The organism is Alphaproteobacteria bacterium (assembly GCA_039980135.1).
Lineage (GTDB): Bacteria > Pseudomonadota > Alphaproteobacteria > UBA6615 > UBA6615 > UBA8079.
In genome coordinates this window covers 189,848-210,807 of sequence record JBDXCV010000013.1, presented here as the reverse complement: position 1 = coordinate 210,807, position 20,960 = coordinate 189,848, and the positions used below count along the sequence as shown (strand labels likewise).

The window sequence follows — 20,960 nt, the reverse complement described above, 5'->3', positions numbered from 1 at the left end:
CGGATGTCCGATCAGGTGAAAGCAACTTTTATCGGCCTGGGGGTCATGGGTTACCCGATGGCCGGCCATTTGCGAACGGCGGGACATGCCGTGTCCGTCTATAACAGGACCGGCAGCAAGGCCGACGCATGGGTCGCCGAAGGCGGCGGTACAGCTTACCCGACCCCGCGTGAAGCAGCCGAGGGCAGTGATATCGTGTTTGTCTGCGTCGGCAATGATGACGATGTCCGCAGTGTCGTCCTGGGAGACGACGGTGCGCTGGCCGGCATGACGGCGGGGGCGATCCTCGTGGATCACACTACGGCGTCGGCGGATCTGGCGCGTGAACTGGCCGAGACCTGCGCCGGCCTTGATATCGGGTTCCTTGATGCGCCAGTGTCGGGCGGGCAGGCCGGTGCGGAAAACGGCTCGCTGACCGTAATGGTCGGCGGTGCGCCGGAAATATTCAACCGCGCGAACCCGGTGATCGATGCCTATGCCCAGGCGTGTACCCTGATCGGCCCGAGCGGATCGGGCCAGCTTGCCAAGATGGTCAACCAGATCTGCATCGCGGGTGTGGTCCAGGGCCTGTCCGAGGCGATGAATTTCGGCATGAAGTCCGGGCTCGATATGGAAAAGGTCATCGGTACCATTTCGAAGGGCGCGGCGCAGTCCTGGCAGATGGAAAATCGCTGGTCGACCATGGTGGACGGTCAGTACGAATTCGGGTTCGCCGTCGACTGGATGCGCAAGGATCTGGGAATTTGCCTGGCCGAGACGGCGCGCAACGAGGCGCGCCTGCCGATGACAGCGCTGGTGGACCAGTTTTATGCTCAGGTCCAGGCGCGTGGTGGCGGCAGGTGGGATACGTCAAGCCTGCTTCAGCTTTTGACGGACGACGACTAGCGCCAGGTCTCGGCCGGCGCCCCCAGTGCCGCGAACAGAGGCTCGAGATGCGCCTCATAGTGCCGCCAGCGTTCGATCGATGAGCGATAGATCGGCTGACGGACCTGGGCGTTGCTGCGGGTCTTCACGTTGCGTGTCGTTTTATGGAAATCGAGGCATTGGGGCTCCCAGTCGAGGCCGCAGAATGAAACCATTCGGCGCGACCAGTCCTCCTGCGCGTCGACCAGGTCCTCATATTTCACATCGAGGATGCGGCCCGGCAGCACCGCGTGCCAGTGGGCCATCAGCCGCTCATACTGGCGATAGTAGCGGCCCAGGTTGGTGAGGTCGTAGGAGTAGGGGTGGCTGCCGACGAAGTCGCCGAAGAAGATGGACAGACAGGTGTCGCGCGGGTCCCGTCGGCAATGAATAATCTGGGCATTGGGAAACAGGGTCGTGATCAGCCCCACATGATGAAAGTTCCCGGGCATCTTGTCGGTGATGCGCGTGGCATGGGGGTCTGCCCTTTTCAGACCAGCGAGAAATTGCTCGGCGATAACCTTTCCGGAATCTGCCGTGAGGCCTTCGACGCAGGCCGGATAGGGTCGGCTGTCGTTCAACGCCTCGGACAGCCGATCGGCAAGCTGCAGCATCTCTTCGCGTTCTCCCGCACCACGCACACGCGAGTGGCTGGCTAGAATTTGCTCGACCAGCGACGTGCCCGACCGGGGCATGCCGAGGATGAAAACGGGTACTTCGGAGGGGTTGCCCCAACCCTTTGTGCGTTCGAAATGCTGCCGGTCGAAACTGTCGATCAAACCGTCGATATGCCGGGCATAGCCCCGGATATCGAAGACCACATCCTTGAGCAGGTTGCCGTTCCTGTAGTGCTCGAACGCATCGGCACAGGCCCCTACATTGTGACAGCTCGCGCCGGCTGCCATGTGCAGGACCGCGCGCCGCGATGATGTCGTGGCCTCGTCCTCGATGGCGGAAATGAGGCCGGTAAACTGTTTGTCGCCCGGTGCGAGTTCTTTCAAATTGGCCAGTTCGCGCAGGGCGCCGGCATGGCCGGGTGATTGCGCGATGGTTCGATGAAGCCAGCGCTTGGCGTCGCTTAACGCGCCGGCATCGATGAGGGCGCGCGCGCGCCCGTAATGCGCCTCGATCGAGGTCGGGACCTGTTCCAGAACGGCATCGAAATCTGCAATCGCGCGCTGGCTCTGCCCGGCACGGTAGCGCGCCCAACCGAGGAGCAGAAGCGGCCGGATCGCGTCGGGATTCTGGAGATGGGCGTCTTCGAGCATCGCAAGCGCGTCGTCATGCCGCGCGAGCCGGCTCAACAGACGGCCATATTCGCAACGCACGTCGAGGCTCTGCGGGGCGATCTCGTGCGCACGCGCCAGGAAATCCTGGGCCAGAAGGAAATTCTCGGCATCGAAGGCGTGACGCCCCAACGCGATGAGTGGCCGCGCATCGTCCGGCACCGCTCGTCGCGCACGCTCGAGCGCCGCGAACGCCGCATTCGGGTCGCCACGGTTTGTCAGCCAGCGTGCGCAAGTCATCGCAGATCGATACTCCCGGGAAACGCCGCTACCGGGGAGGGTCAGCACAAGCGCACCGAGGGCCGCGGCGCGGCCAAGCAGGTGCCGGCCGAGTTGGCGGAACAAGTTCCGCCGCAGCAATCGAAACGCGAACCGCTGGACACGGGTGGCCTCGGCGCGGTTGCCCCGGGCCGCGATTGCGCCGGCGAGCCCGAACGCAGCCTCATGGGCGCGCGGGTCGAGAATCCAGGCATCGCGAAACTGTCGTGTGGCCCCTTCGATGTCCCCCGTTCGCCGCAGGGTTTGGCCGAGTGCGATCCGGTACGGCGCGAAACCGCGCCGCATGTCGACGGCGCGCGACAAATGGGTGTGTGCCGTGTCGAAGTCCTCGTTGCGCAATGCGGTCATGCCCGAGAGGAACCAGGCGTCGGGCTGATCGGGGTGAATTTCGATGAGCGACCGGCAGGTCTCGCGCGCCTCGCTCAGGCGCCCGCCGCGCACGGCCTCGCGGGCATTTTCGAGCAGATCGTTCAGCAGAGGGCCGTCGCTATGCCCGTCGAGAACACTCATATCCATCGCCATTCTCCCCGTCATTCATGCCGCACGCACAATGGTCATTCATGCCGCACGCACAATGCGCGCATGTGTTTGCATCGCGGGACGAATGTAGGAAAACGAGATTAATGCACGTTTGATTTTTCGTTGGATTTTAAGGGATTAGCTGACGTGCTGGCTCAAAGCCCCTGTTTTTTCGCCACCTGCCAGCGTTCCTCATAATCATCCAATTCAACCTTTTCCCGGTCCAGGCCATCGTCCCGGATCGATGTCTCGACATAGCGAAAACGGCGTTCGAATTTGCCGTTGGTGCCGCGCAGCGATTCTTCGGGATCGAGCTTCAGGTGCCGGGCGAGATTGACGCAGGAGAACAGCAGGTCACCCATTTCGTCGGCCAGTCTTTCAGGGCTGCCGCCGCCGGTGATTTCGGCTTTCAGCTCGCCGAGTTCTTCGTCGATCTTCTCGATGACGGGACCGATTTCCGCCCAGTCGAACCCGCCACGCGCCGCGCGCTTTTGCAGTTTCTCTGCGCGCGTGAGAGCGGGCAGGCCGATCGGCACATCGTCCAGCAGGCTGGGCTTTTCACCTTTGGCGTGGGATTTGCGCATACGTTCGGCCGCTTTCTGTGCCTCCCAATTGTCGCGCAGGCTCGAGTTCGGATCGTGATTTTCGGTGTCGAAGACATGGGGGTGACGGCGGACCAGCTTGTCGGCGATGGCGCCGGCGATGTCTTCGAAATCGAAAGATTTCTCTTCTTCCGCCATGCGCGCGTGGAATACCACCTGGAGCAGGAGATCCCCGAGTTCTTCGCGCAGACTGTCGCGGTCGTCGCGTGCGATGGCGTCGGCAACCTCATAGGCTTCCTCGATCGTATAGGGCGCAATCGATTTGAAGTCCTGGGCAATATCCCAGGGGCAGCCGTCGGTCGGATGACGCAACTGCGCCATGATTTCATTGAGCCGATCGATGTTCCGCGTCGTCATTCCAGCCTCCGGTCGAACAGGAGGCGCAGCCTAGAGGGTGTGGGGAGTCGGAGGAACGGCAGACCTACTGGGCGAGGCGCAGATTTGTCAGCTCATTGCCGATCTCGTGGAACACGTCCTGCAACTCATCGTTCGAGGGGGAGTCGAAGTAATGCGCCGGCGACGTGGCGCAGTTCCGATACAAATCCTGGGTCGCGTTGTTGTTGAGCTGGAACGTGATCGCAAAGATGATGATGCCCTCGCTCTTCATTGCGTTGCAGACCGCGAGCATCCGGGTGTTGATCTCCGCCGTCGCCGCGCCGCCATTCGTGGTGCCGAGCCGTCCCTCGCTGACCCGCCCGTAGGCCGTGTAGTCGGCGTCGGGATTGTTGGGCAGACCGGTGGGCCAGTCGTACCACTGGTTCACACCGTCGGTGAGCATGATCGCAACCTTGTCCATCAGCGGCGTGTCGTAATCCAACGGCAACTCCGACGGTGTTGCGCCACCCCAGAGGCCTTGCCATGTTGGGGACAGAACGCGCCAACCCCAGGCCAGACCGAGATTTGCCATGGTGCCGCCGCGGTGCCATGGCTGCATGTCGTCGATCGAATCATGCACGCTGGTCTTTTCGGCCACGAGCGGTGTGATTGACGGTCCGCAACCGAGATTCGGGCCGAGCCCGTCATTCTGGGCGCCGTTGGCTTCGTCGATGTTGGCCCAGTCCCAGTCATTGTCGCCGGTTTGCGGCGTATAAACGCCGCTGGTCGACGACCAGTACTGATGTACAAAGGGCTGGGTGCCGGGCAGATCGTCGGTCTGATCGAACGGCGCGTTCCGCGCTTCGATGCAGCCTTTCCACTGGATCGCGGTCAACGCCTGCCAGTCGGCTGGGTTGATGTCCGGCTGGGCACCGACATTTGCCTGCAGAGCCTGGAAGGGAAGATTGTTGAAGCTGGCGAATTCATCGGCCGCGTAGTTCGTTGCCGCTTCCCAGACAGGCGGCAGGTATTCCGCCGGATCATAGGCGGCCAGCCAGCCCGTGCGGCCGGCGCCGACATTCACCGTGGCGGCATAGGGTATCAGCGAGACCCAGAAGTCGTTCACGGTTTCCTCTTCCCCGTAGAGAATATCGATGAGGTCGTGGGCCGCCAGTTTCATGGCGTCCATCTTGCCGCCGCCACGCATGGATCCGGTGTTGTCCATGATCAGCGCAAGCTCCATCCCGCGAACCGCGCGATGGACGACTGTTTGCGCACTCACGGTGATATCCTGGAAACCGAGCACCTGCATGAAGGAGGTCGGGATATCGGCTGATGCCGAAAGGGTCAGCAGTCCTTCTGTTTCATCGGCATCGATATTCGGGCCGTTGACCGTCGCCCCGAGATACCCGTCGGGGAAATTTGCGTTGAAAAATTGAAGTATGTCCGCATCCCGGTCCGGCTCCAGCATCGCGCGGCCGCCGGCCAGGCCGGCTGCATCCAGTGCCTGGTGCAGCTTCGTCTTGACCATGTAGCCGCGTGCGGCATCGGTCGCCAGGCCCACGAATCCCACTGTCGGCACGATTCCCACCGCCACGAAGGCCGCGACTGCACCGCGCCGGTCGGGCCACAATCTCAACGCGCCGAGAGCAAGGCTGCTCAGGATGTCGGACATGAATATGGAGAGACGTTTCATGGGCACCGCGGCGTTGTTTCGGTGCGTCAATACTTATGTGTTGTGACCCTCCCATCAATTTCTATCGGATAAAGATGTCGATATCCGGATATGTGATAAATAAAATAATATCAACGTGTTAAAACGTTTTTACTTTCCCTCGACGATTGCCAGATATATCGATGAAATTTCAATCAATTTTCTGCTAAAAATAAAATAGTAATAATATATCATCGTATTAAATAAATAACCGTAACAACGGCATTTCGCAACATGTAAAATGCCTTACGAATACAATAACTGTACATCGTTTTTAACACTTCCTTAAGGCCTGCAGCGCGATGCTTCGCCGCGTCACTACTGCGTCCACAAGGAGATAAGCGATGTACCAAACTCTTAAAAATCTTTCCCGCGATGAGTCGGGTGCCACCGCCATCGAGTACGGCCTGATCGCCGCACTTGTGTCGGTTGCCTCGATCGGTGCCCTGACCCTGATGGGGGGCTCGCTGGATACGATGTTCACGGCTGTGTCGGGACGTCTCGACACTGCAGTCGCGAACATGCCGGCTGGTGCTGGCACCGGCGGCGGTACCGGTGGCGGTACGGGTGGCGGCACCGGTGGAGGTACCGGCGGCGGCACGGGTGGCGGTACGGGTAGCCCGTAAACACCACACAAGTGAAACGGCGGGCGGCGCCAGGCAGGTGCCGTCCGCCACTCACGCTCCAGAACACACCCGACGGATTTCGGAACTGATCAACATGACGTCATTTTTCTCGCTCCAGATCATTCTTCTGCTCGGCCTTCTGGGTCTGGCGGTCACCGCCGCGGTCACGGATCTGCGGAGCTACCGCATTCCCAACAGCATCAGCCTGGCGATTGCCGCCAGCTTTCCGATTTTTGTACTGGCCGGCGGCGCGGATTTTCGGGGCGGGCTCTTCGCGGGCGGCCTGGTCTTCGCGGTCGGTGTCTTTCTCTACTCACGCGGCTGGATGGGCGGGGGCGACGTGAAGCTTCTTGCCGCGCTCAGCCTGTGGGCCGGAACGGAGCTCGTCCTGCCGATGGTCGTCATCATTACGCTCACCGGCGGGATCATGAGTTTCGCCGAATGGTTCCGCATCGGCGGTTTCAACCGGCTGCTGGCCCGACATATTCCGACGATGGACGGCGCGATCGCCGTGCCGGCCGCCCGTGAGCGGGCCGTCGTGCCCTATGCAGCGGCGATCCTCGCCGGTGCGCTTTATGTGGCCGTTTCGCGTGCGGTCATTCTCTTCGGCTCTCTGGAGGCATTCTGATGAACGTACGACTGATTGGTCTCGTCCTGGTCGCGTTGATCGCGGCCGGTGGCGCCATCTTCGGCGCGAACAGCTGGCTTGCGGGCCAGCGTGCCGCGCTTGAGGCCGCCAACCGAAATCAGGTGCAGGTCAAGAAGGACCATACCCGCATCATTGTCGCCAAACGGGGGCTACCCGCCGGAACGCTCATCAAGAAGACCCACCTACGTTGGCAGGCTTGGCCCGACGCCGGTGTCGCGGACGCCTATCTTGTCGACGGCAAGACCAATCTCGAAAGCCTTGTCGGCACGGTTGTGCGGCTGGGCATCGCCGCGGGCGAACCGATAACAGAGACCCGCGTCGTGCGGCCGGGCCAGCATGGATTCATGGCGGCAGTCCTGCGTCCCGGGTTCCGCGCCATCACGGTGGGGGTTAACACGACCAGTGGCGTGGCCGGGTTCGTGTTCCCGGGTGACCGGATCGATCTGATTCTCTCCCACTCCGTGGGACGTGAAGGCCAGAACGGGCGCGTGCGACGCGCTTCCGAGACGGTGTTGACCGATGTCCGCGTGCTGGCCATCGACCAGTCGACGAACGATCAGGCCGAGAAACCCAACCCGTCGAAGAACGTCACGCTCGAGGTCACCCCCAAACAGGTCGAAATCGTTTCCCTGGTGACCGACATCGGCCGCCTGTCCCTGAGTCTGCGCAGTTTGCAGCGCGATGAGGGTGCGATCGGCGGGCCGGACGTCGCCGGTGCGGCTGGCACGCCGGGTAGTGTCCCTGGGGCCGCTCCGGACACCGGATCCACCGATCCGCTCGATATCAACCCGATCCTGGCGCGCCTGGTCAGTGGCGAAGAACCCGCGCGCGGCCGGGGACACACCTGGGATAGCGAAGTCAGCCGATTGCTGATCGCACCGGCCTCGAAGGGAAATTTGCACCAGGTTCGTGTCGTGCGCGGCGAGAATTCAGCCGTCGTCGAGTTCAAGCGAGGCCGAAAATGATCAGGCTTGTTTCGCGTCTCGCCCCCGCACTGGGTCTGCTCACGGCGCTTTCGATGCTGTTGATCGGGGTTGGCGGCGCACAGGCGCAAGCCCCGGTGCGAACGGTCGGCTCCGGCGTCGAGACCATCGACATCGAAGTCAACAAGGGCGCGCTCGTGCGTCTGCCCGCGCCGGCCTCGGCGGTGTTCGTGGCCAACCCCGCCTATGCCGATATTTCGATGAAATCCCCGACCCTCGTCTATGTCATGGCGAAGCGGACGGGGGAGACGTCCCTGTTTGCGCTGGATGGCCGCGATGCGGTGCTGGCGAATATCAACCTGATGGTCACCCACAATGTGTCCGCGTTGAGCGCGTCGCTGCGCTCTGTCCTGCCCGACACGGCGATCGAGGCGCGCTCGGTACCCGGCGGCCTGATGCTGGCGGGGCTTGTCAATTCCGCGACGGAATCCGAGGAGGCACGCCGGATCGCGGCCCGGTTCCTGGCCGAGAACGAAGTCGTGGTGAACCAGATCCAGGTGGTGGGGCCGAACCAGGTCAACCTGCAGGTGCGGATTGCCGAAGTGTCACGCAATGTCCTCAAGCGGCTGGGGTTCAACTTCGATGCGTTGATCGATGTGGGAACTTTCTCTTTCGGATTGGCATCGGGACGCGGCTTTCTGAACCCGGCGCGGACGCTGATCAGCGGGTTGCCGGACACGGGGCTGGCCCAGGCCAACTATATTTCAAGCTCGGTGGATGTTGCCGGGGTCGTCGACGCGCTGGAGACGGAGGGCCTGATTTCGCTTCTCGCCGAACCGAACCTCACGGCGCTGACGGGCGAGACAGCGAGTTTCCTGGCCGGCGGCGAGTTCCCGGTACCGGTCGTGGACAATGATGGTGAAGTGACGGTGAGCTTCAAGCCATTTGGCGTGTCGCTGGCCTTCACGCCGACGATCCTTAGCGCCAACCGGATCAGCCTGAAGGTCCTGCCGGAGGTGAGCGCCTTGTCGTCCTCGGGGGCCGTCAACGTGAACGGATTGAATATCCCGGCACTCACGACCCGGCGCGCAAACACAACCGTCGAGCTCGGGAGTGGCCAGAGCTTTGCCATCGCGGGCCTGCTGCAGGCCGACAGCAATCAGAACGTCAATGAGTTCCCCGGCCTTGCGGATTTGCCGATCCTCGGCGCGCTCTTCCGCTCGACCGAGTTCAACCGGCAGGAGACGGAGCTGGTGATTATCGTCACGCCTTATCTGGTGCGGCCGGTATCGAGCAATGCGCTGCTGGCACCGACGGATGGTTTCGAAATTCCCGACGACTTCGACCGGATTGTCCATGGCGAGACCCAACGCCGGAAGGCAGGCCCGAGCGAACGGGAAGTGCGTGTGCCGGAATTTGATGGGGCGTCCGGGCCCGGCGGTTTTCAGATTGAGTAGAGGTTGACCATGATGCGACGACAGAAGGTGATCAGGAACCGGCGTATTTTTACCAAACGCCCCTCGCGGTGGTGGCCATTGCTGGCTGTCGCGGCGGTGATCGTCACCGGGTGCGCACAGTCCCTGGCGGATTTTAGCCCCGCGCAGTCGCCGCGCGATATTCAGGTGCGATGGGTCTCGCTTGATCATGCGGTCTTGTTCGAACCGGGCACCAGTGTGCTCTCGACGTCGGAACGGTTTCATCTCGATGCGTTCCTGGCGGGGCTGACCCTGCGCCGCGGCGATCGTTTTCTGGTCGATACGGGCGATACCGGCGGGCTCGACCCGTTGGCCCAGGCCCGCGCCACTTCCATTTCGCAACGCCTGCGGCGCCATCTCCCCGGTGTGGATGCGCTGATGTTCTCCGGTGGCGCCGCACCCGCCGGCGGCGCGCGACTGGTGGTCGGCCGGTATGTGGCCGTGCCGCCGAACTGCCCGAACTGGTCGCGCCCGTCGGGCGCCAACCCGGGCAACCTCACGGATGCGAATTTCGGATGTGCCCAGGCGACAAATCTCAGCCTGATGATCGCTGATCCGGCTGACCTTGTGCGCGGGCGAAGCCTGGCGCCGGGAGACGGGCAGGCGCTGTCGCTGGGAATCCAGCGATACCGCGCCGGGAAAGTCAGAAACCCGGTCGCTGTCGAGACGAACGAATAGCGATGACAGTTGCAGCGATCGATACGAGGCGGGAGAGCGGCGTGGTCCTGGCGGCCTTCGCCGCTGATGTGGTGACCGCGACGATGATCGAACAGGTCGCCAGCTATCACTGGCCCGGTGCGACCGTGGTGGAGGGGGGGCTGAGTGCCGCGGCCACCTATCTCGACTGCACGCGCGCGCCCGATTTGCTGGTGGTCGATCTCGGGAACAGCGAGAACCCGCTCGAAGAACTTCTGACACTGGCGGATTCCTGCGAGGCCTCAACCCAGGTCGTGGCGCTGGGCACGGTCAATGATCTGGGCCTCTACAAGCAGTTCGTCGCGGCGGGTGTGGCCGACTATCTGGTCAAGCCGCTTAGCCCCGAAGATCTGGAAACGGCATTGCTGGCCGCCGCGTTCCGCGAACAGCAGGTGATCGAAGCCGTGGATGTGCCACTCGGCAAGATTGTCGTGACAATCGGCGCGCGCGGTGGCGTGGGCGCGACCACAACCGCCACGAACGGTGCCTGGATGCTGGCCGAGGAGCAAAAGCAGAAGGTGGTGCTGGTCGATCTCGATCTGCAGTTCGGTTCCACCGCCCTGTCACTCGACCTCGTGCCGGCCGGCGGCATGATTGAGACGTTGCGCAATCCCGACCGCGTCGACGGGCTGTTTCTGGCGAGTGCGCTGGTGCCCAAGACCGCGAATTTCTCTGTCCTCGCCGCGGAGGAGGATCTCGCGCGCGATGCGAGTTACAGCGCCGCGGGGATCGAACGCCTGATCGAAGAACTGCGCCGCAGTTTCGATTGGGTCTGGATCGACATCCCGCGCACGCTCTGTCACGTGAATTCGAACGTGATCTCGGACGCTTCGTTTATTCATGTGGTGTCCGACCTGTCGCTGGCGGGCATGCGCGATACGATGCGTGTCGCCAACTACTGCGACGGACTCAACCGCGACGCGGACATCGGCGTGATTGTGAACCGGATCGGGAGGGCGAAGGGAATTCCCGTGGCGCAGTTTGCCAAGGGGGTGCCCAAGCCGGTGATCGCGCGGTTGCCCGAAGACTCCAAGGCGGGTGGCGCGGCGACCACGGGCAAACCGGTCGCCCAGATCGCGGGGCGTGGAAAGTTTGCCGTCGGCCTGCGCAAGATCGTTCAGGACATTGCCCCATTGCCGAAGAAACGGCGCAGCCTGCTGTCGTTGCGCAAATCCGGCACGGAGGCAGGGGCATGAGTTTCGGCCGGCGATCCGACGGGACGCCAGTCGTCTCTGGCCGGGAGAATTCGTCGCGCGGAGCCACGCCACGCGCGCGCGAGAACATAGTGTCATTTGCCGAAGCGGGGCATGTCGATCCCGGGGACGGCGCCGACCCGGGACTGGAGCCCGCGCAGTTTGTCGACATGGTCGTCGCGGCGGTGCGCGAAGGAGACGCGATTCAGGATCTGCCGCGCGGTGAGGTGGCGGCCCTGGTGACCCGAACGGCCGAGAAAACGCTGGGTCGTGGCTATCGCAAACTCAACCAGATTGAACAGCGCAACCTGATCACACAGGTCCTGAATCAGGTTTATACCGCGCCCGTGCGTGACGAACCCGCGGCGGCGGAACCGGCGGCGAGCCTCAAGGTCGAAGACGTCAACACCGGGAATGAGGACCCGGCGCACGAATATTCTCTCGATGGTCTGAAGACGGAGAAACGCCAGGTTTCGAAGGTCGTGGAGGATGCACGCCGGAAGGTGCAGCCCGAACTGGTGGAACGAATCGACGTGGGCACGGCCGTGACGTTGCCCCGCGAGGAGCTCGAAGCGCAGATCGCGGACATCGTCACGGAAATCCTGCATGAGGAGAAACTGCAGCTCAATCAGTTCGAACAGCAGGATCTGGTCAAGGTGCTGCTCGACGAGATGCTCGGGCTGGGTCCCCTTGAGCCGCTGCTCGCCGACGAGGACATCACCGACATCATGGTCAACGGGTATGACCAGATCTACATCGAGCGGTTCGGCAAGCTCGAGCTGACCGACATCGCATTCCGCGACAACAAGCATGTGATGAATATCGCGACCCGCATCGTGTCCCATATCGGGCGGCGGATCGACGAGACGAACCCGCTGGTCGATGCGCGGCTGGCCGACGGCAGCCGGGTGAACATCATCATCCCGCCGCTGGCGATTGACGGCCCGTCGATATCGATCCGTAAATTCGCCAAGAAGAAGATCACGCTGGACGTGATGGAGGCGCAGAACAACCTGTCGACGGCCATGGCGAAAGTGATGCGGATCGCCGGCCGCGCCCAGCTGAACATCCTGATTTCCGGGGGCACGGGCTCGGGCAAGACGACGCTGCTCAACGCGCTGTCCCAGATGATCGACCATGGCGAAAGGGTGGTGACAATCGAGGATGCCGCCGAGTTGCAGCTCCAGCAGCCGCACGTCGTGCGCCTGGAGACCCGCCCGGCGAATCTCGAGGGCCACGGGGCGATCACCATGCGCGATCTGGTCAAGAACGCGCTGCGGATGCGCCCGGATCGCATCATCCTGGGCGAGGTGCGCGGCTCGGAGGCCGTCGACATGCTCCAGGCGATGAATACCGGCCATGAGGGCTCGATGTGTACGGTCCATGCGAACCGCCCCCGCGAGGCCCTGACCCGGTTGGAGAACATGGTCGGGATGGCCGGCATAAATCTGCCCGCCAAGGCCGTGCGGACCCAGATCGCCGCCGCGCTCGACATCATCGTGCAAGTCAGCCGCATGCGAGACGGGGTGCGCCGGATCACCCATGTCATGGAGGTGGTCGGCATGGAAGGGGATGTGGTCACCACCCAGGATTTGTTCGTCTTCAAGTATGAGGGGGATGACCCTTCCGGGCGGATTATGGGCACCTATGAATATTCCGGAGTGCGGCCGCACCTGACCACCAAAGCAGAGTATTTCGGTCTCGGTCGGGCACTGACAGAGGCGTTGCGCTGATGGGGGGCTGCTGATGAACGGAACGATGTTCGGCTCGGTGGATATATCGGTTGCGGTCATGATCGCGAATGTGGTGCTGGCGACGGTGTGTCTGTCGGTGGTCGGCGGGATTCTGGTGTTCGGCGAACAGCGCCAGACCAACAAGCGATTGTCCGGCGTCATGCGCCGCTGGCAGCCGAATGTGGCGGCGGACGGCACGCCGACCTTGCGGCTGGCCCAGCATGACAGTTCGCTGCCGTCGGTCGACCGTATCCTCAAGCGCCTGGTGCCACGCCGCGAGATGCTGCGCCGCCGGCTGAAACGCACGGGGCGCTCGATCAGCGTCGGGCAATACCTTGTTGCCTGCCTTATCGTCGGTGCCTCGACCGGAACCACGATGTCTTTCCTGTTCGGGTTCTCCACGCCCGTCTCGATTCTCGGCGGCTGCGCCGGCGGGTTGCTCCTGCCCCACATGTTCATCGGCTATCTCGCCGGGCGGCGCCAGCGGGCCTTCACGGGGCAGTTCCCGGAATCGATCGACCTGATCGTTCGCGGTATCCGCTCCGGCCTGCCGGTCGTGGAATCGATCATGACCGTGGCCCGGGAAATGCCGAAACCCGTCGGGCAGGAATTTCGGGCCATCACGGACGCCGTGCGTTTCGGACAAACCTTGGAAGACGCCTTGTGGGACGCGGTGCCGCGGATCGACACGCCGGAGTTCAAATTCTTCGTCGTATCCATCGCGGTCCAGCGAGAGACCGGCGGTAATCTGGGCGAGACCCTCGAAAATCTCGCTGATGTGCTGCGCAAGCGGCGCCAGATGAAGAAACGTGTGAAGGCGATGGCGTCCGAACCGAAGGCGAGTGCCTGGATCCTCGGCAGCCTGCCTTTCATCATGTTCGCGATCATCTTCTTCGTGAACACCGGCTACGTGATGACCCTGTTCACAGATCCGCGCGGGACGACCCTGATCGCCTTTGGGCTCACCAGTCAGTTCATCGGCGTGGCGATCATGTGGAAAATGGTGAGGTTCGAAATATGACCCCCGGAGAGCTGATTCCGATCCCGATGGAGGAGTTGGTCGTCTGGCTCGCCGGCTTGGCGGCGATCGCGGCCGTGTTGGCCGTCTGGGCGGGCCTGATCGCGCCGCGGCCCATCAGGGCCCGGATGCGTTCGCTGTCCGACCGGCGCGTGGCCCTGCACCGGGCGCGTTTGCAACCGCGGGCCCATCCCATGCGCATCCGTGGCCTCAATATGGCCACCGGCGTCGTCGAGCGGCTGCGGTTGCTGCAATCGACGCAAGCCCGGCGCATCAGCGAGAAACTCCTGCAGGCCGGCTGGCGCGGCAAGGACGCGATGGTCGTCTACCTGTTTCTCAAATTCGCATTACCGCTCGCCTTCGGGCTGGTCGCGGTCATTTTCCTGTATCTGCTCCCGGTCTTCGATATGGGGCCCATGGGCAAGCTTTTTTGCGCGCTGCTGGCGGTAATTCTGGGCGCGTATGCGCCGGATCTGTTCACGGCCAACACGATCTCGAAACGCAAGCAGAAGATCACCAAGGCGATGCCCGACGGGCTCGACCTGATGGTGATCTGCGCGGAGGCGGGTCTGAGCCTTGACGCCGCACTGGAGCGGGTGGGACGAGAATTGCGCCAGTCCTGGCCGGAATTCGCCGATGAGATCAGCCTGACGTCGATCGAACTGGGTTTCCTGCCCGATCGCAGTCAGGCCCTGCAGAACCTGGCCCGCCGGGTCCGGGTGTCGGGCATGCGCGGCCTGGTCAACACGCTCGCCCAGACCGAGCGCTACGGCACACCGCTGTCCCAGGCGTTGCGGGTCCTGTCGTCGGAAATGCGGACCAATCGCCTGCTGAAGGCGGAAGAGAAGGCGGCGCGGCTTCCCGCGGTGCTCACCGTCCCGATGATCCTCTTCATCATGCCGGCCCTGTTCGTGGTGTTGATCGGCCCGGGCGCGCTACAGACGATCGATGCGCTGCGGGGCGTGTTGTGAGCCACCCCGCAGCCTGTTCGGATGTCGTTGCGCTACCGCACGCGGCGCGGGTTTTCGATGCTGCGCGTTCCGTTGTCACGGACCGCGCTGTAGGTGCCGACCGCTGCAACCCGGGATTCGTGGTCGGGAAGGCTGGCGAGCATCGTGTAGAAGGCCTGCGCGCGCTGGGCCGACACCTCGTCGGTATCCATGGCCATGATCGCGCGGGCACGTCCGGCCTCGCCCGAAAGGGCATATGCAAGCGCCAGGTTGGTACGGTGGCGGGAACCCGCAGCCGGGAAGCCGCTGGCCTCCTCCAGGATCGCGATTGCCTCGTCATATTCGCCCGAAAGCGCCAGGGAAAGCCCCAGATTGTTGAGCAGCTTAAGGCTGCGTTCGTCGCCCAGGCCCTTGCGGTAGGCAAGCTGCGCCGCCGGGGCATCGCCCAGCAGATCGTGGGCCACGCCCATGCCGTTGAACATGTCGGCGCTCTGGCCGAGTTCGGCAGCCAGCCGGAACTGCTCCAGCGCCAGAATGGGCTGATCGAGCGCGGCCAGGGTCTCGCCGTAGCCGAGTCGGGCATCGAAGCTGCGCGGTTCGATCAGGAGTGCGCGTTTCCAGGCGTTCCCGGCCTCGCGATGGGCGCCGACACCACTCAGGGTGTTGGCCAGGCGCAGCAACGGTTCGAGTTCCAGCGGGGCCAGCATGTGGGCGCGGCGGTAAATCGGAATCGCGGCGGAGATATCACCGGCATCGCGGGCCGTGTCACCGATCCGCAGCATGGTGTCGCTGCCGCCGCCGGACACGCCGTCGGTATGGGCGGCCGGGGCACAGGCGGAAAGCAGAAGGCCGGCCGCGAGGGTGAGGCGGGCAGGGTGCTGTTTCAGTCGTTCAACGAGGGTCATCTGGATGCCTCTGGAAGTGAAAGGATGACATCATGATAAATTCAACCAGGTTATCAGGAAGTAAACCTCAACTATCTGTATTAAATAGAATTTTCGATAAATTCGGACGAGATCAGTCGGGTGTTGCGGGGGTCGAATTCGCGCTCACCGGGCCACTCTTCATTCTCACCATTCTGGGCACCATGGAGATCGGCATGATCCTGTCGACGGAGGCCCTGATGGAGGGTGCGGTGCGCGATGCGGCCCGGTACGGCGTCACCGGCCAGGACGAGGCCGAACGGCTGAGTATCATCCAGGACATCATCGCCGACCGGACCATCGGCCTGGTGGACACGGACGAGGCGCAGGTAGATGTCCTGACCTATGGCAGCTTCGACGTCATCGGTGCACCGGAGCCTTTCGTCGACGGCCCGCCGTTCAACGGGGTGTATGACGTCGGCGAGACCTACACCGATATCAACGGAAACAGCCAGTGGGACCCGGATCAGGGCCTGGCCAGCGCGGGCCAGTCGGGTGAGGTGGTGCTCTACCGGGTAACCTACGACGCGCCGTCCCTGACGGGTTTCCTCAGCCACCTGATCGGCGGCGACGACAACGTGATCCAGCTCGTCGCCAGCATCGCCGTGCGCAACGAGCCGTATGACCTGGAGGATGGCGATGGCATTATTCAATAAGGGCGAACTGACCCGAAAACCCTTAGCAGGAACGGGTTTCAGACGATTTCTACAAGACCTGCGCGGCGGCGTGATGCTCGAATTCGCATTCGCCATGCCGATTCTCGTCGGCCTGCTGATGGGCGGCGTCGAGTTTGCGCGTTTCGCGCTGGTGAATCAGAAGATGGAGCGGGTGACGAGTTTCGTCGGAGACTTCGTGGCCCGGGCCGAAGCGCTGGACGAGACGGATTTCGATGATTATTTCGCCGCCGCCGACCAGATCGGCCGGCCCTTCGATCTGTTCGACGGCGGCAACATCATCGTCACCTCGGTGACAGGCGAGGATACCGGCCCGGAGGTGCTGTGGCAGCAGATCGGCGCCGGCAATGTGACCGATCCGAGCCAGATCGGTATGCCTGGCGATCCGGCCGTCCTGCCTGAGGATTTCAATGTGGACGAGGGTGAGGGGCTGGTCATCACGGAGGTCTATTTCGACTATGAGCCGTTCCTGTTGCCCCTCATGATTCCGCCGCAACGCCTTTACTACCAGGCGATCTACCGCCCCCGCACGACGGCCATTCTGGCCATGCAGGCCCAGTAAAGGCATCCGCGAATCTTTACAACGTTGACGGATCTCGCGCCGATCTTGCAAAGAGCTTTACACGTAAACAACTGAATATGTTGAATTTAATGGCGGTTCATCGACTTGTGCGGATAGGGTTTGTCAACGCTTCGGCACACCCAGTCAAAAGGCAGCAATCCGATGAACCAGCTCACCGCCCCAAACCGCTTCACCACCCAGCTCGAAACCGAACGTCGCGAGTATGACGACGGCAACCCCGGCACAATCCTGATCTGCGCCACCCCGACGACGCCGGGCCAGGACACCGCCCAGCGCCGCGCCGGCGATTGGGCCCAGCGCGATACCGCGACCTATTACGATGACGGCGAGCAGGGGACAATTCTCGTCTAGCTGCCGCGTCCCAAGAAGCGCGACAATGGATTGGACCCGGGAATATCTCGGGTCCAATCTATTGTTCACCCGTCGTTAATAAGCCCGCGCGCAAGATGCGGGTATGCCTGACGCATCTGGAAATACCACCGCGGCCTCCTACGGCGACATCACCCGCTTGATCGAGCGTTTGCACCGTCGCTACCTGGATGTGATCCGCTATGAACTGAGCCAGCTCGGCATCGATGACATCAATGCCGTCCAGGCGTTGCTGCTCATGAATGTGCAGAGCGCCGAAGTCTCGATCCGCGAGCTGGTGGATCGGGGCTACTACATCGGTTCCAACGTGACCTATAACGTGCGCCATCTGGTCGAGACCGGGTATCTCGATCAGGAGCGTTCGGAACGCGATCGCCGTTCGGTCCGGATCCGTGCGACCGAGAAGGGCACGACACTGTGTGCGTCACTCGTCGAGATGGAATCGCGGCACGCCGGCGCGCTGAATGCCGAGGCTGAGAATGTGGACGCCGCCTGGGCGCTCCTGCGCGGGCTGGAACGTGTCTGGTCCGACGATATCCAGTTCGGCTAACGCCTCCGATTTTTCTGAATTTGGCGATTATCGCTGCTGATCCGGCGTCGGGCCTTGCTGCGCCTTGCGGTCGATGCTCCAATCGGGGTGTCTTCGGTTATCGGGAAGCGGAAAACTCATGACCAACGGTATTTCTCTCGTGGGCAAGCGCGCCCTCGTGACCGGCGGTGCCAGCGGCATCGGCGCCGTAACCGCCGGAATTTTGCGCGACTTCGGGGCGACGGTCGCCATTTCGGACATCAACGACGCAGGACTGGCAGCCGTCAGCGCCGAACTCGGCGATTGTCCCACCTTCGTCTGCGATGTGGCCGATGAAGCGCAGGCAGAATCGACCGTGGCCGCGGCCGCAGAGGCCCTGGGCGGGCTCGATATCGCCGTCAACGCGGCGGGAGTCGTCGATGAAGTCAAATACGCACTCGAGCGGGATATGGGACCGTGGCAACGGATCATGGACGTCAATTTCAAGGGCACCTATCAGATCTGCCGCGCGGCGGCCCGTGTGATGGTGCCGCAATCCGCCGGTTCAATCGTCAACATTGCCTCGGTCAATGGCCCCGGCGGCTGGCCCCGGCGCACCGCCTACGGCCCGTCGAAGGCCGCGATCATCGCCCTTACCAAGGAACTGGCCTGCGAGTGGGGGCCGCACGGGGTGCGGATCAACGCGGTGGGGCCGGGATATATCGCCACCCCGATGATTCAGGGCCTGATTGAGGCCGACAAGGTCGATACGGAACGGATATACAGCCGCACGCCGATGGGGCGGCTGGGCACACCGGCGGAAGTGGGGCAGGCGATTGCCTTTCTCGCGTCGGATTTTGCGTCCTATATCACCGGCGAGACCCTGTTTGTCGACGGCGGCTGGATGGCCTATGGCGGCGCGGGCGATGTGAAGAGTTTTTGAGATCGCGATGACCGGAAAGCGCGTGAAGATGAAGAAATATACGATGCTCGGCGCAACGCTCGCGGTCTTCGCGCTGCTGGGCATAATTGAATCGCCCGTCCATGGCGCCGACGCGAGCAGTTTTCCGCAGCAGATCGAACTGTACGACGTGGTTCTGACCTACCCGCAACCTGCCTGGATTACGGGCGATATTGACCCGGAAAAGTTGTTGGACCGGAGCGAGTTCTACCGCAACCACGCGGGCAGCCAATTCGTCCTGGAACAGATTCCCGTCGGTCAGGCGTTTGAAAGTTGGATGAGCCTCTATGCGGTCACGGCAGAGGAATTCGGGGTCCGGCAGAAGGCCTCGATGGGCGATTTCATCGACCTCGCCGCTGAACAGAATGGGCTGGCCTGCGCGGAAGGTGAATTCGGGGTGCAGACCCTCAATCTCACGGAGACCGATTCCATGCTGGCCATGGTCTGCGGATCAACGGCAGGGGGGCCGACGAATGTGGGCTACGGGCCGGACGTGGGCGAAGTGAGTGTCTGGCGGTTTCTGATCTACGAGGATACGTATGTGAAGGTTTACCAGCGCTGGCGGGGCGGGGCATTCGGGATCGATGATCGTGACGACTGGCCCGTGACCGAGGCGGAATTGCAGGAAATGGTGCGACGGATGACGGAGATTATCGAGATCGTACCGAGTAGTTTGGCCCGTTAGCCGGTTTTTGAGCAGGGTGGTTCCGGCCGGGGTGATTTCATGATGTTTTCGTTTGAGTGCTTGCCATGAGTCTGATGCATAAAATCCGCTGGTATCACGCAGTCCTCGCGATCCTCACATTGCTGGCGTATTTCACCGGTGATTTCGGGTTCATTCACGACTTTCTGGGTTACGGGGTCGGCGCCATCATTGTCGTGCGTTTGGGCTGGGCGGTGTTCAACCCGCGACAACTGGGACTCAACCGTTTTTATCCCGTGTTTGACGGCATCGAATGGACGAATGCGGTCACCCATCCGGCAATCAGCAAGGCCCTTATTCTCGCCGTGGCCGTGTCGGTCGTCCTGGCGACCGTGACCGGATTGCTCACGCTGACGGATGGCGGGCATGTGTTCGAGGATTTACATGAAGGGGTATCGGAGACCGTCATCTGGGTCGTGGTCTTGCACGGTGCGTATCTGTATCTGATCAAGCGGCCGCTCGCGCGGTTTATGCTTTACCGGGATAATCCGGGGAAGAAAGATATCCAGCTATAGATTTCAGTAATACGCATAATATATATTATGTTAAATAATATAAGTCATACAGGATCAATGCCTTAGCGCGCGTTTAGCTCCAGGATATTAATGCGTGGTCGGCGACGGGTTCCCGTCTGCCTCGGCTGCCTGTGCCGCCTCGACCTGCTTTTTCACACTCATCTCGCCCGTAACCCAGGCATCCAGAATTGGCTCCAGGCTGTCGAACGGCTGATAACCGACACTCAGTGCCGCCAGTGTGTCCTCTTCGCGCAAGACCACCGTGGGAAAACCCGTGACCCCGGACTGCTGGCACCAGGTGAAGTCATTGATGGTTTCCTGCTTGGCCTCATCGGAATCAAACGCTTCGGCGAACGCGTTCATGTCGATTCCTTCCTTGTCGGCGTAGCCGACGAAGGTTTCGAGTTTCGTCGTGTCCGTGTCTTCCACGTAGTAGCCCTTGTGAATCCGCTCATAGAATGACAACAGCGCATCCGGCTTCATGTTGCGGACGACGACCGAAGCGCGGCAGGCCGGTTCGGTGTCGAGGACGAAGCCGTCGCGTTCGAAGAACGCATAGTTGAACGGCTGTCCGGTCGCTTCGGCAACCTGTTCCCAGTGATGCTTGATCCGGGCCTTGTATTCGTCGTTCATCGGATCGGTGTCGAAGGCATGCAGGCCCCCGACAACCAGCCGCATCGGCGCGGTATTGTCATACTTCTCCACGATCTTCTGGAGTACGGGTGAAAACCCCCAGCACCAGGAGCACATCGGGTCGCCGACATAGATAATTTCTCGGTCCATGCTTGTCGCCCTCCCGGGGCGTCTCTCGATTGTCACGCTTTGGCACACAGTAAAGCGTTG

At 62.2% G+C, this 20,960-nt stretch carries 22 protein-coding genes; 17 read left to right on the top strand and 5 right to left on the bottom strand.

What is annotated here, in order from left to right; all coding sequences use genetic code 11:
- Window positions 1-3 precede the first annotated feature (3 nt).
- Entirely contained in the window at window positions 4-885 is an 882-nt protein-coding gene (locus tag ABJ363_16880) for an NAD(P)-dependent oxidoreductase (protein MEP4380663.1), read from the top strand.
- On the opposite strand, the gene ABJ363_16875 is transcribed toward ABJ363_16880, so the two are convergent.
- The 3 genes from ABJ363_16875 to ABJ363_16865 all read right to left on the bottom strand — a co-directional run bounded on the left by ABJ363_16875 (window position 882) and on the right by ABJ363_16865 (window position 5,600).
- Window positions 882-2,984 (bottom strand): sulfotransferase, encoded by a 2,103-nt coding sequence (locus ABJ363_16875; protein ID MEP4380662.1) that lies wholly within the window; start codon window positions 2,982-2,984, stop codon window positions 882-884. The genes ABJ363_16880 and ABJ363_16875 overlap by 4 nt on opposite strands.
- A gap of 158 nt (window positions 2,985-3,142) precedes the next feature.
- Window positions 3,143-3,946, bottom strand: coding sequence for a nucleoside triphosphate pyrophosphohydrolase (gene mazG / locus ABJ363_16870; GenBank protein MEP4380661.1), 804 nt, complete (start codon window positions 3,944-3,946; stop codon window positions 3,143-3,145).
- 64 nt (window positions 3,947-4,010) lie between these two features.
- A complete protein-coding gene (locus ABJ363_16865) occupies window positions 4,011-5,600 on the bottom strand; it encodes a TadE/TadG family type IV pilus assembly protein (GenBank protein ID MEP4380660.1) in 1,590 nt (529 codons plus the stop codon).
- A gap of 362 nt (window positions 5,601-5,962) precedes the next feature.
- Here ABJ363_16865 and ABJ363_16860 point away from each other — a divergent pair, with 362 nt between their 5' ends.
- The 9 genes from ABJ363_16860 to ABJ363_16820 all read left to right on the top strand — a co-directional run bounded on the left by ABJ363_16860 (window position 5,963) and on the right by ABJ363_16820 (window position 14,902).
- Window positions 5,963-6,244, top strand: coding sequence for a Flp family type IVb pilin (locus ABJ363_16860; protein ID MEP4380659.1), 282 nt, complete (start codon window positions 5,963-5,965; stop codon window positions 6,242-6,244).
- Between the two features lie 94 nt (window positions 6,245-6,338).
- Window positions 6,339-6,872, top strand: coding sequence for a prepilin peptidase (locus ABJ363_16855; GenBank protein MEP4380658.1), 534 nt, complete (start codon window positions 6,339-6,341; stop codon window positions 6,870-6,872).
- Window positions 6,872-7,858, top strand: coding sequence for a Flp pilus assembly protein CpaB (gene cpaB / locus ABJ363_16850; protein MEP4380657.1), 987 nt, complete (start codon window positions 6,872-6,874; stop codon window positions 7,856-7,858). The genes ABJ363_16855 and cpaB overlap by 1 nt, the downstream gene beginning before the upstream one ends.
- A complete protein-coding gene (locus ABJ363_16845) occupies window positions 7,855-9,273 on the top strand; it encodes a type II and III secretion system protein family protein (GenBank protein ID MEP4380656.1) in 1,419 nt (472 codons plus the stop codon). Before cpaB ends, ABJ363_16845 begins: the two co-directional genes overlap by 4 nt.
- Window positions 9,274-9,282: 9 nt before the next feature.
- Entirely contained in the window at window positions 9,283-9,969 is a 687-nt protein-coding gene (locus ABJ363_16840) for a CpaD family pilus assembly lipoprotein (GenBank protein ID MEP4380655.1), read from the top strand.
- Window positions 9,970-9,971: 2 nt separating this feature from the next.
- The gene (locus ABJ363_16835) at window positions 9,972-11,183 is read left to right on the top strand and encodes an AAA family ATPase (protein ID MEP4380654.1); all 1,212 of its coding nucleotides are present in this window, start codon (window positions 9,972-9,974) and stop codon (window positions 11,181-11,183) included.
- A complete protein-coding gene (locus tag ABJ363_16830; protein MEP4380653.1) occupies window positions 11,180-12,913 on the top strand; it encodes a CpaF family protein in 1,734 nt (577 codons plus the stop codon). Before ABJ363_16835 ends, ABJ363_16830 begins: the two co-directional genes overlap by 4 nt.
- A gap of 13 nt (window positions 12,914-12,926) precedes the next feature.
- Window positions 12,927-13,934: a type II secretion system F family protein gene (locus ABJ363_16825; protein MEP4380652.1), complete on the top strand. Its 1,008-nt coding sequence runs from the start codon at window positions 12,927-12,929 to the stop codon at window positions 13,932-13,934.
- The gene (locus ABJ363_16820; GenBank protein ID MEP4380651.1) at window positions 13,931-14,902 is read left to right on the top strand and encodes a type II secretion system F family protein; all 972 of its coding nucleotides are present in this window, start codon (window positions 13,931-13,933) and stop codon (window positions 14,900-14,902) included. The genes ABJ363_16825 and ABJ363_16820 overlap by 4 nt, the downstream gene beginning before the upstream one ends.
- A gap of 32 nt (window positions 14,903-14,934) precedes the next feature.
- Here ABJ363_16820 and ABJ363_16815 read toward each other — a convergent pair whose 3' ends face one another.
- Complete coding sequence (locus tag ABJ363_16815; GenBank protein ID MEP4380650.1) at window positions 14,935-15,786, bottom strand: hypothetical protein; 852 nt, start codon at window positions 15,784-15,786, stop codon at window positions 14,935-14,937.
- 32 nt (window positions 15,787-15,818) lie between these two features.
- On the opposite strand from ABJ363_16815, the gene ABJ363_16810 reads away from it, so the two are divergent.
- The 7 genes from ABJ363_16810 to ABJ363_16780 all read left to right on the top strand — a co-directional run bounded on the left by ABJ363_16810 (window position 15,819) and on the right by ABJ363_16780 (window position 20,117).
- Window positions 15,819-16,460, top strand: a complete 642-nt coding sequence (locus tag ABJ363_16810) for a TadE/TadG family type IV pilus assembly protein (GenBank protein ID MEP4380649.1) — start codon at window positions 15,819-15,821, stop codon at window positions 16,458-16,460.
- Window positions 16,444-17,040: a TadE/TadG family type IV pilus assembly protein gene (locus ABJ363_16805; protein MEP4380648.1), complete on the top strand. Its 597-nt coding sequence runs from the start codon at window positions 16,444-16,446 to the stop codon at window positions 17,038-17,040. The genes ABJ363_16810 and ABJ363_16805 overlap by 17 nt, the downstream gene beginning before the upstream one ends.
- 162 nt (window positions 17,041-17,202) lie before the next feature.
- On the top strand, window positions 17,203-17,412 hold the full coding sequence (locus ABJ363_16800; protein ID MEP4380647.1) for a hypothetical protein: 210 nt from the start codon (window positions 17,203-17,205) through the stop codon (window positions 17,410-17,412).
- A gap of 103 nt (window positions 17,413-17,515) precedes the next feature.
- Window positions 17,516-17,980, top strand: a complete 465-nt coding sequence (locus ABJ363_16795) for a winged helix DNA-binding protein (GenBank protein MEP4380646.1) — start codon at window positions 17,516-17,518, stop codon at window positions 17,978-17,980.
- Between the two features lie 118 nt (window positions 17,981-18,098).
- Window positions 18,099-18,881: an SDR family NAD(P)-dependent oxidoreductase gene (locus tag ABJ363_16790; protein ID MEP4380645.1), complete on the top strand. Its 783-nt coding sequence runs from the start codon at window positions 18,099-18,101 to the stop codon at window positions 18,879-18,881.
- Window positions 18,882-18,888: 7 nt separating this feature from the next.
- Window positions 18,889-19,584, top strand: a complete 696-nt coding sequence (locus ABJ363_16785) for a hypothetical protein (protein MEP4380644.1) — start codon at window positions 18,889-18,891, stop codon at window positions 19,582-19,584.
- Between the two features lie 65 nt (window positions 19,585-19,649).
- Window positions 19,650-20,117, top strand: a complete 468-nt coding sequence (locus ABJ363_16780) for a cytochrome b/b6 domain-containing protein (GenBank protein MEP4380643.1) — start codon at window positions 19,650-19,652, stop codon at window positions 20,115-20,117.
- An 87-nt stretch (window positions 20,118-20,204) separates the two neighbouring features.
- Here the strand turns inward: ABJ363_16780 and ABJ363_16775 are convergent, their stop codons facing one another.
- Complete coding sequence (locus ABJ363_16775; protein ID MEP4380642.1) at window positions 20,205-20,900, bottom strand: DsbA family protein; 696 nt, start codon at window positions 20,898-20,900, stop codon at window positions 20,205-20,207.
- Window positions 20,901-20,960 lie beyond the last annotated feature (60 nt).

Bases quoted from the DNA above. Each gene is read 5' to 3' on its own strand.
- ABJ363_16830 (MEP4380653.1), top strand. From the start codon at position 11,180: ATGAGTTTCGGCCGGCGATCCGACGGGACGCCAGTCGTCTCTGGCCGG.
- ABJ363_16875 (MEP4380662.1), bottom strand. From the start codon at position 2,984: ATGGATATGAGTGTTCTCGACGGGCATAGCGACGGCCCTCTGCTGAAC.
- ABJ363_16795 (MEP4380646.1), top strand. From the start codon at position 17,516: ATGCCTGACGCATCTGGAAATACCACCGCGGCCTCCTACGGCGACATC.
- ABJ363_16810 (MEP4380649.1), top strand. From the start codon at position 15,819: ATGATAAATTCAACCAGGTTATCAGGAAGTAAACCTCAACTATCTGTA.
- ABJ363_16820 (MEP4380651.1), top strand. From the start codon at position 13,931: ATGACCCCCGGAGAGCTGATTCCGATCCCGATGGAGGAGTTGGTCGTC.
- ABJ363_16865 (MEP4380660.1), bottom strand. From the start codon at position 5,600: ATGAAACGTCTCTCCATATTCATGTCCGACATCCTGAGCAGCCTTGCT.
- ABJ363_16825 (MEP4380652.1), top strand. From the start codon at position 12,927: ATGAACGGAACGATGTTCGGCTCGGTGGATATATCGGTTGCGGTCATG.
- ABJ363_16815 (MEP4380650.1), bottom strand. From the start codon at position 15,786: ATGACCCTCGTTGAACGACTGAAACAGCACCCTGCCCGCCTCACCCTC.
- ABJ363_16855 (MEP4380658.1), top strand. From the start codon at position 6,339: ATGACGTCATTTTTCTCGCTCCAGATCATTCTTCTGCTCGGCCTTCTG.
- ABJ363_16860 (MEP4380659.1), top strand. From the start codon at position 5,963: ATGTACCAAACTCTTAAAAATCTTTCCCGCGATGAGTCGGGTGCCACC.
- cpaB (MEP4380657.1), top strand. From the start codon at position 6,872: ATGAACGTACGACTGATTGGTCTCGTCCTGGTCGCGTTGATCGCGGCC.
- mazG (MEP4380661.1), bottom strand. From the start codon at position 3,946: ATGACGACGCGGAACATCGATCGGCTCAATGAAATCATGGCGCAGTTG.
- ABJ363_16775 (MEP4380642.1), bottom strand. From the start codon at position 20,900: ATGGACCGAGAAATTATCTATGTCGGCGACCCGATGTGCTCCTGGTGC.
- ABJ363_16835 (MEP4380654.1), top strand. From the start codon at position 9,972: ATGACAGTTGCAGCGATCGATACGAGGCGGGAGAGCGGCGTGGTCCTG.
- ABJ363_16840 (MEP4380655.1), top strand. From the start codon at position 9,283: ATGATGCGACGACAGAAGGTGATCAGGAACCGGCGTATTTTTACCAAA.
- ABJ363_16790 (MEP4380645.1), top strand. From the start codon at position 18,099: ATGACCAACGGTATTTCTCTCGTGGGCAAGCGCGCCCTCGTGACCGGC.
- ABJ363_16785 (MEP4380644.1), top strand. From the start codon at position 18,889: ATGACCGGAAAGCGCGTGAAGATGAAGAAATATACGATGCTCGGCGCA.
- ABJ363_16845 (MEP4380656.1), top strand. From the start codon at position 7,855: ATGATCAGGCTTGTTTCGCGTCTCGCCCCCGCACTGGGTCTGCTCACG.
- ABJ363_16780 (MEP4380643.1), top strand. From the start codon at position 19,650: ATGAGTCTGATGCATAAAATCCGCTGGTATCACGCAGTCCTCGCGATC.
- ABJ363_16800 (MEP4380647.1), top strand. From the start codon at position 17,203: ATGAACCAGCTCACCGCCCCAAACCGCTTCACCACCCAGCTCGAAACC.
- ABJ363_16805 (MEP4380648.1), top strand. From the start codon at position 16,444: ATGGCATTATTCAATAAGGGCGAACTGACCCGAAAACCCTTAGCAGGA.
- ABJ363_16880 (MEP4380663.1), top strand. From the start codon at position 4: ATGTCCGATCAGGTGAAAGCAACTTTTATCGGCCTGGGGGTCATGGGT.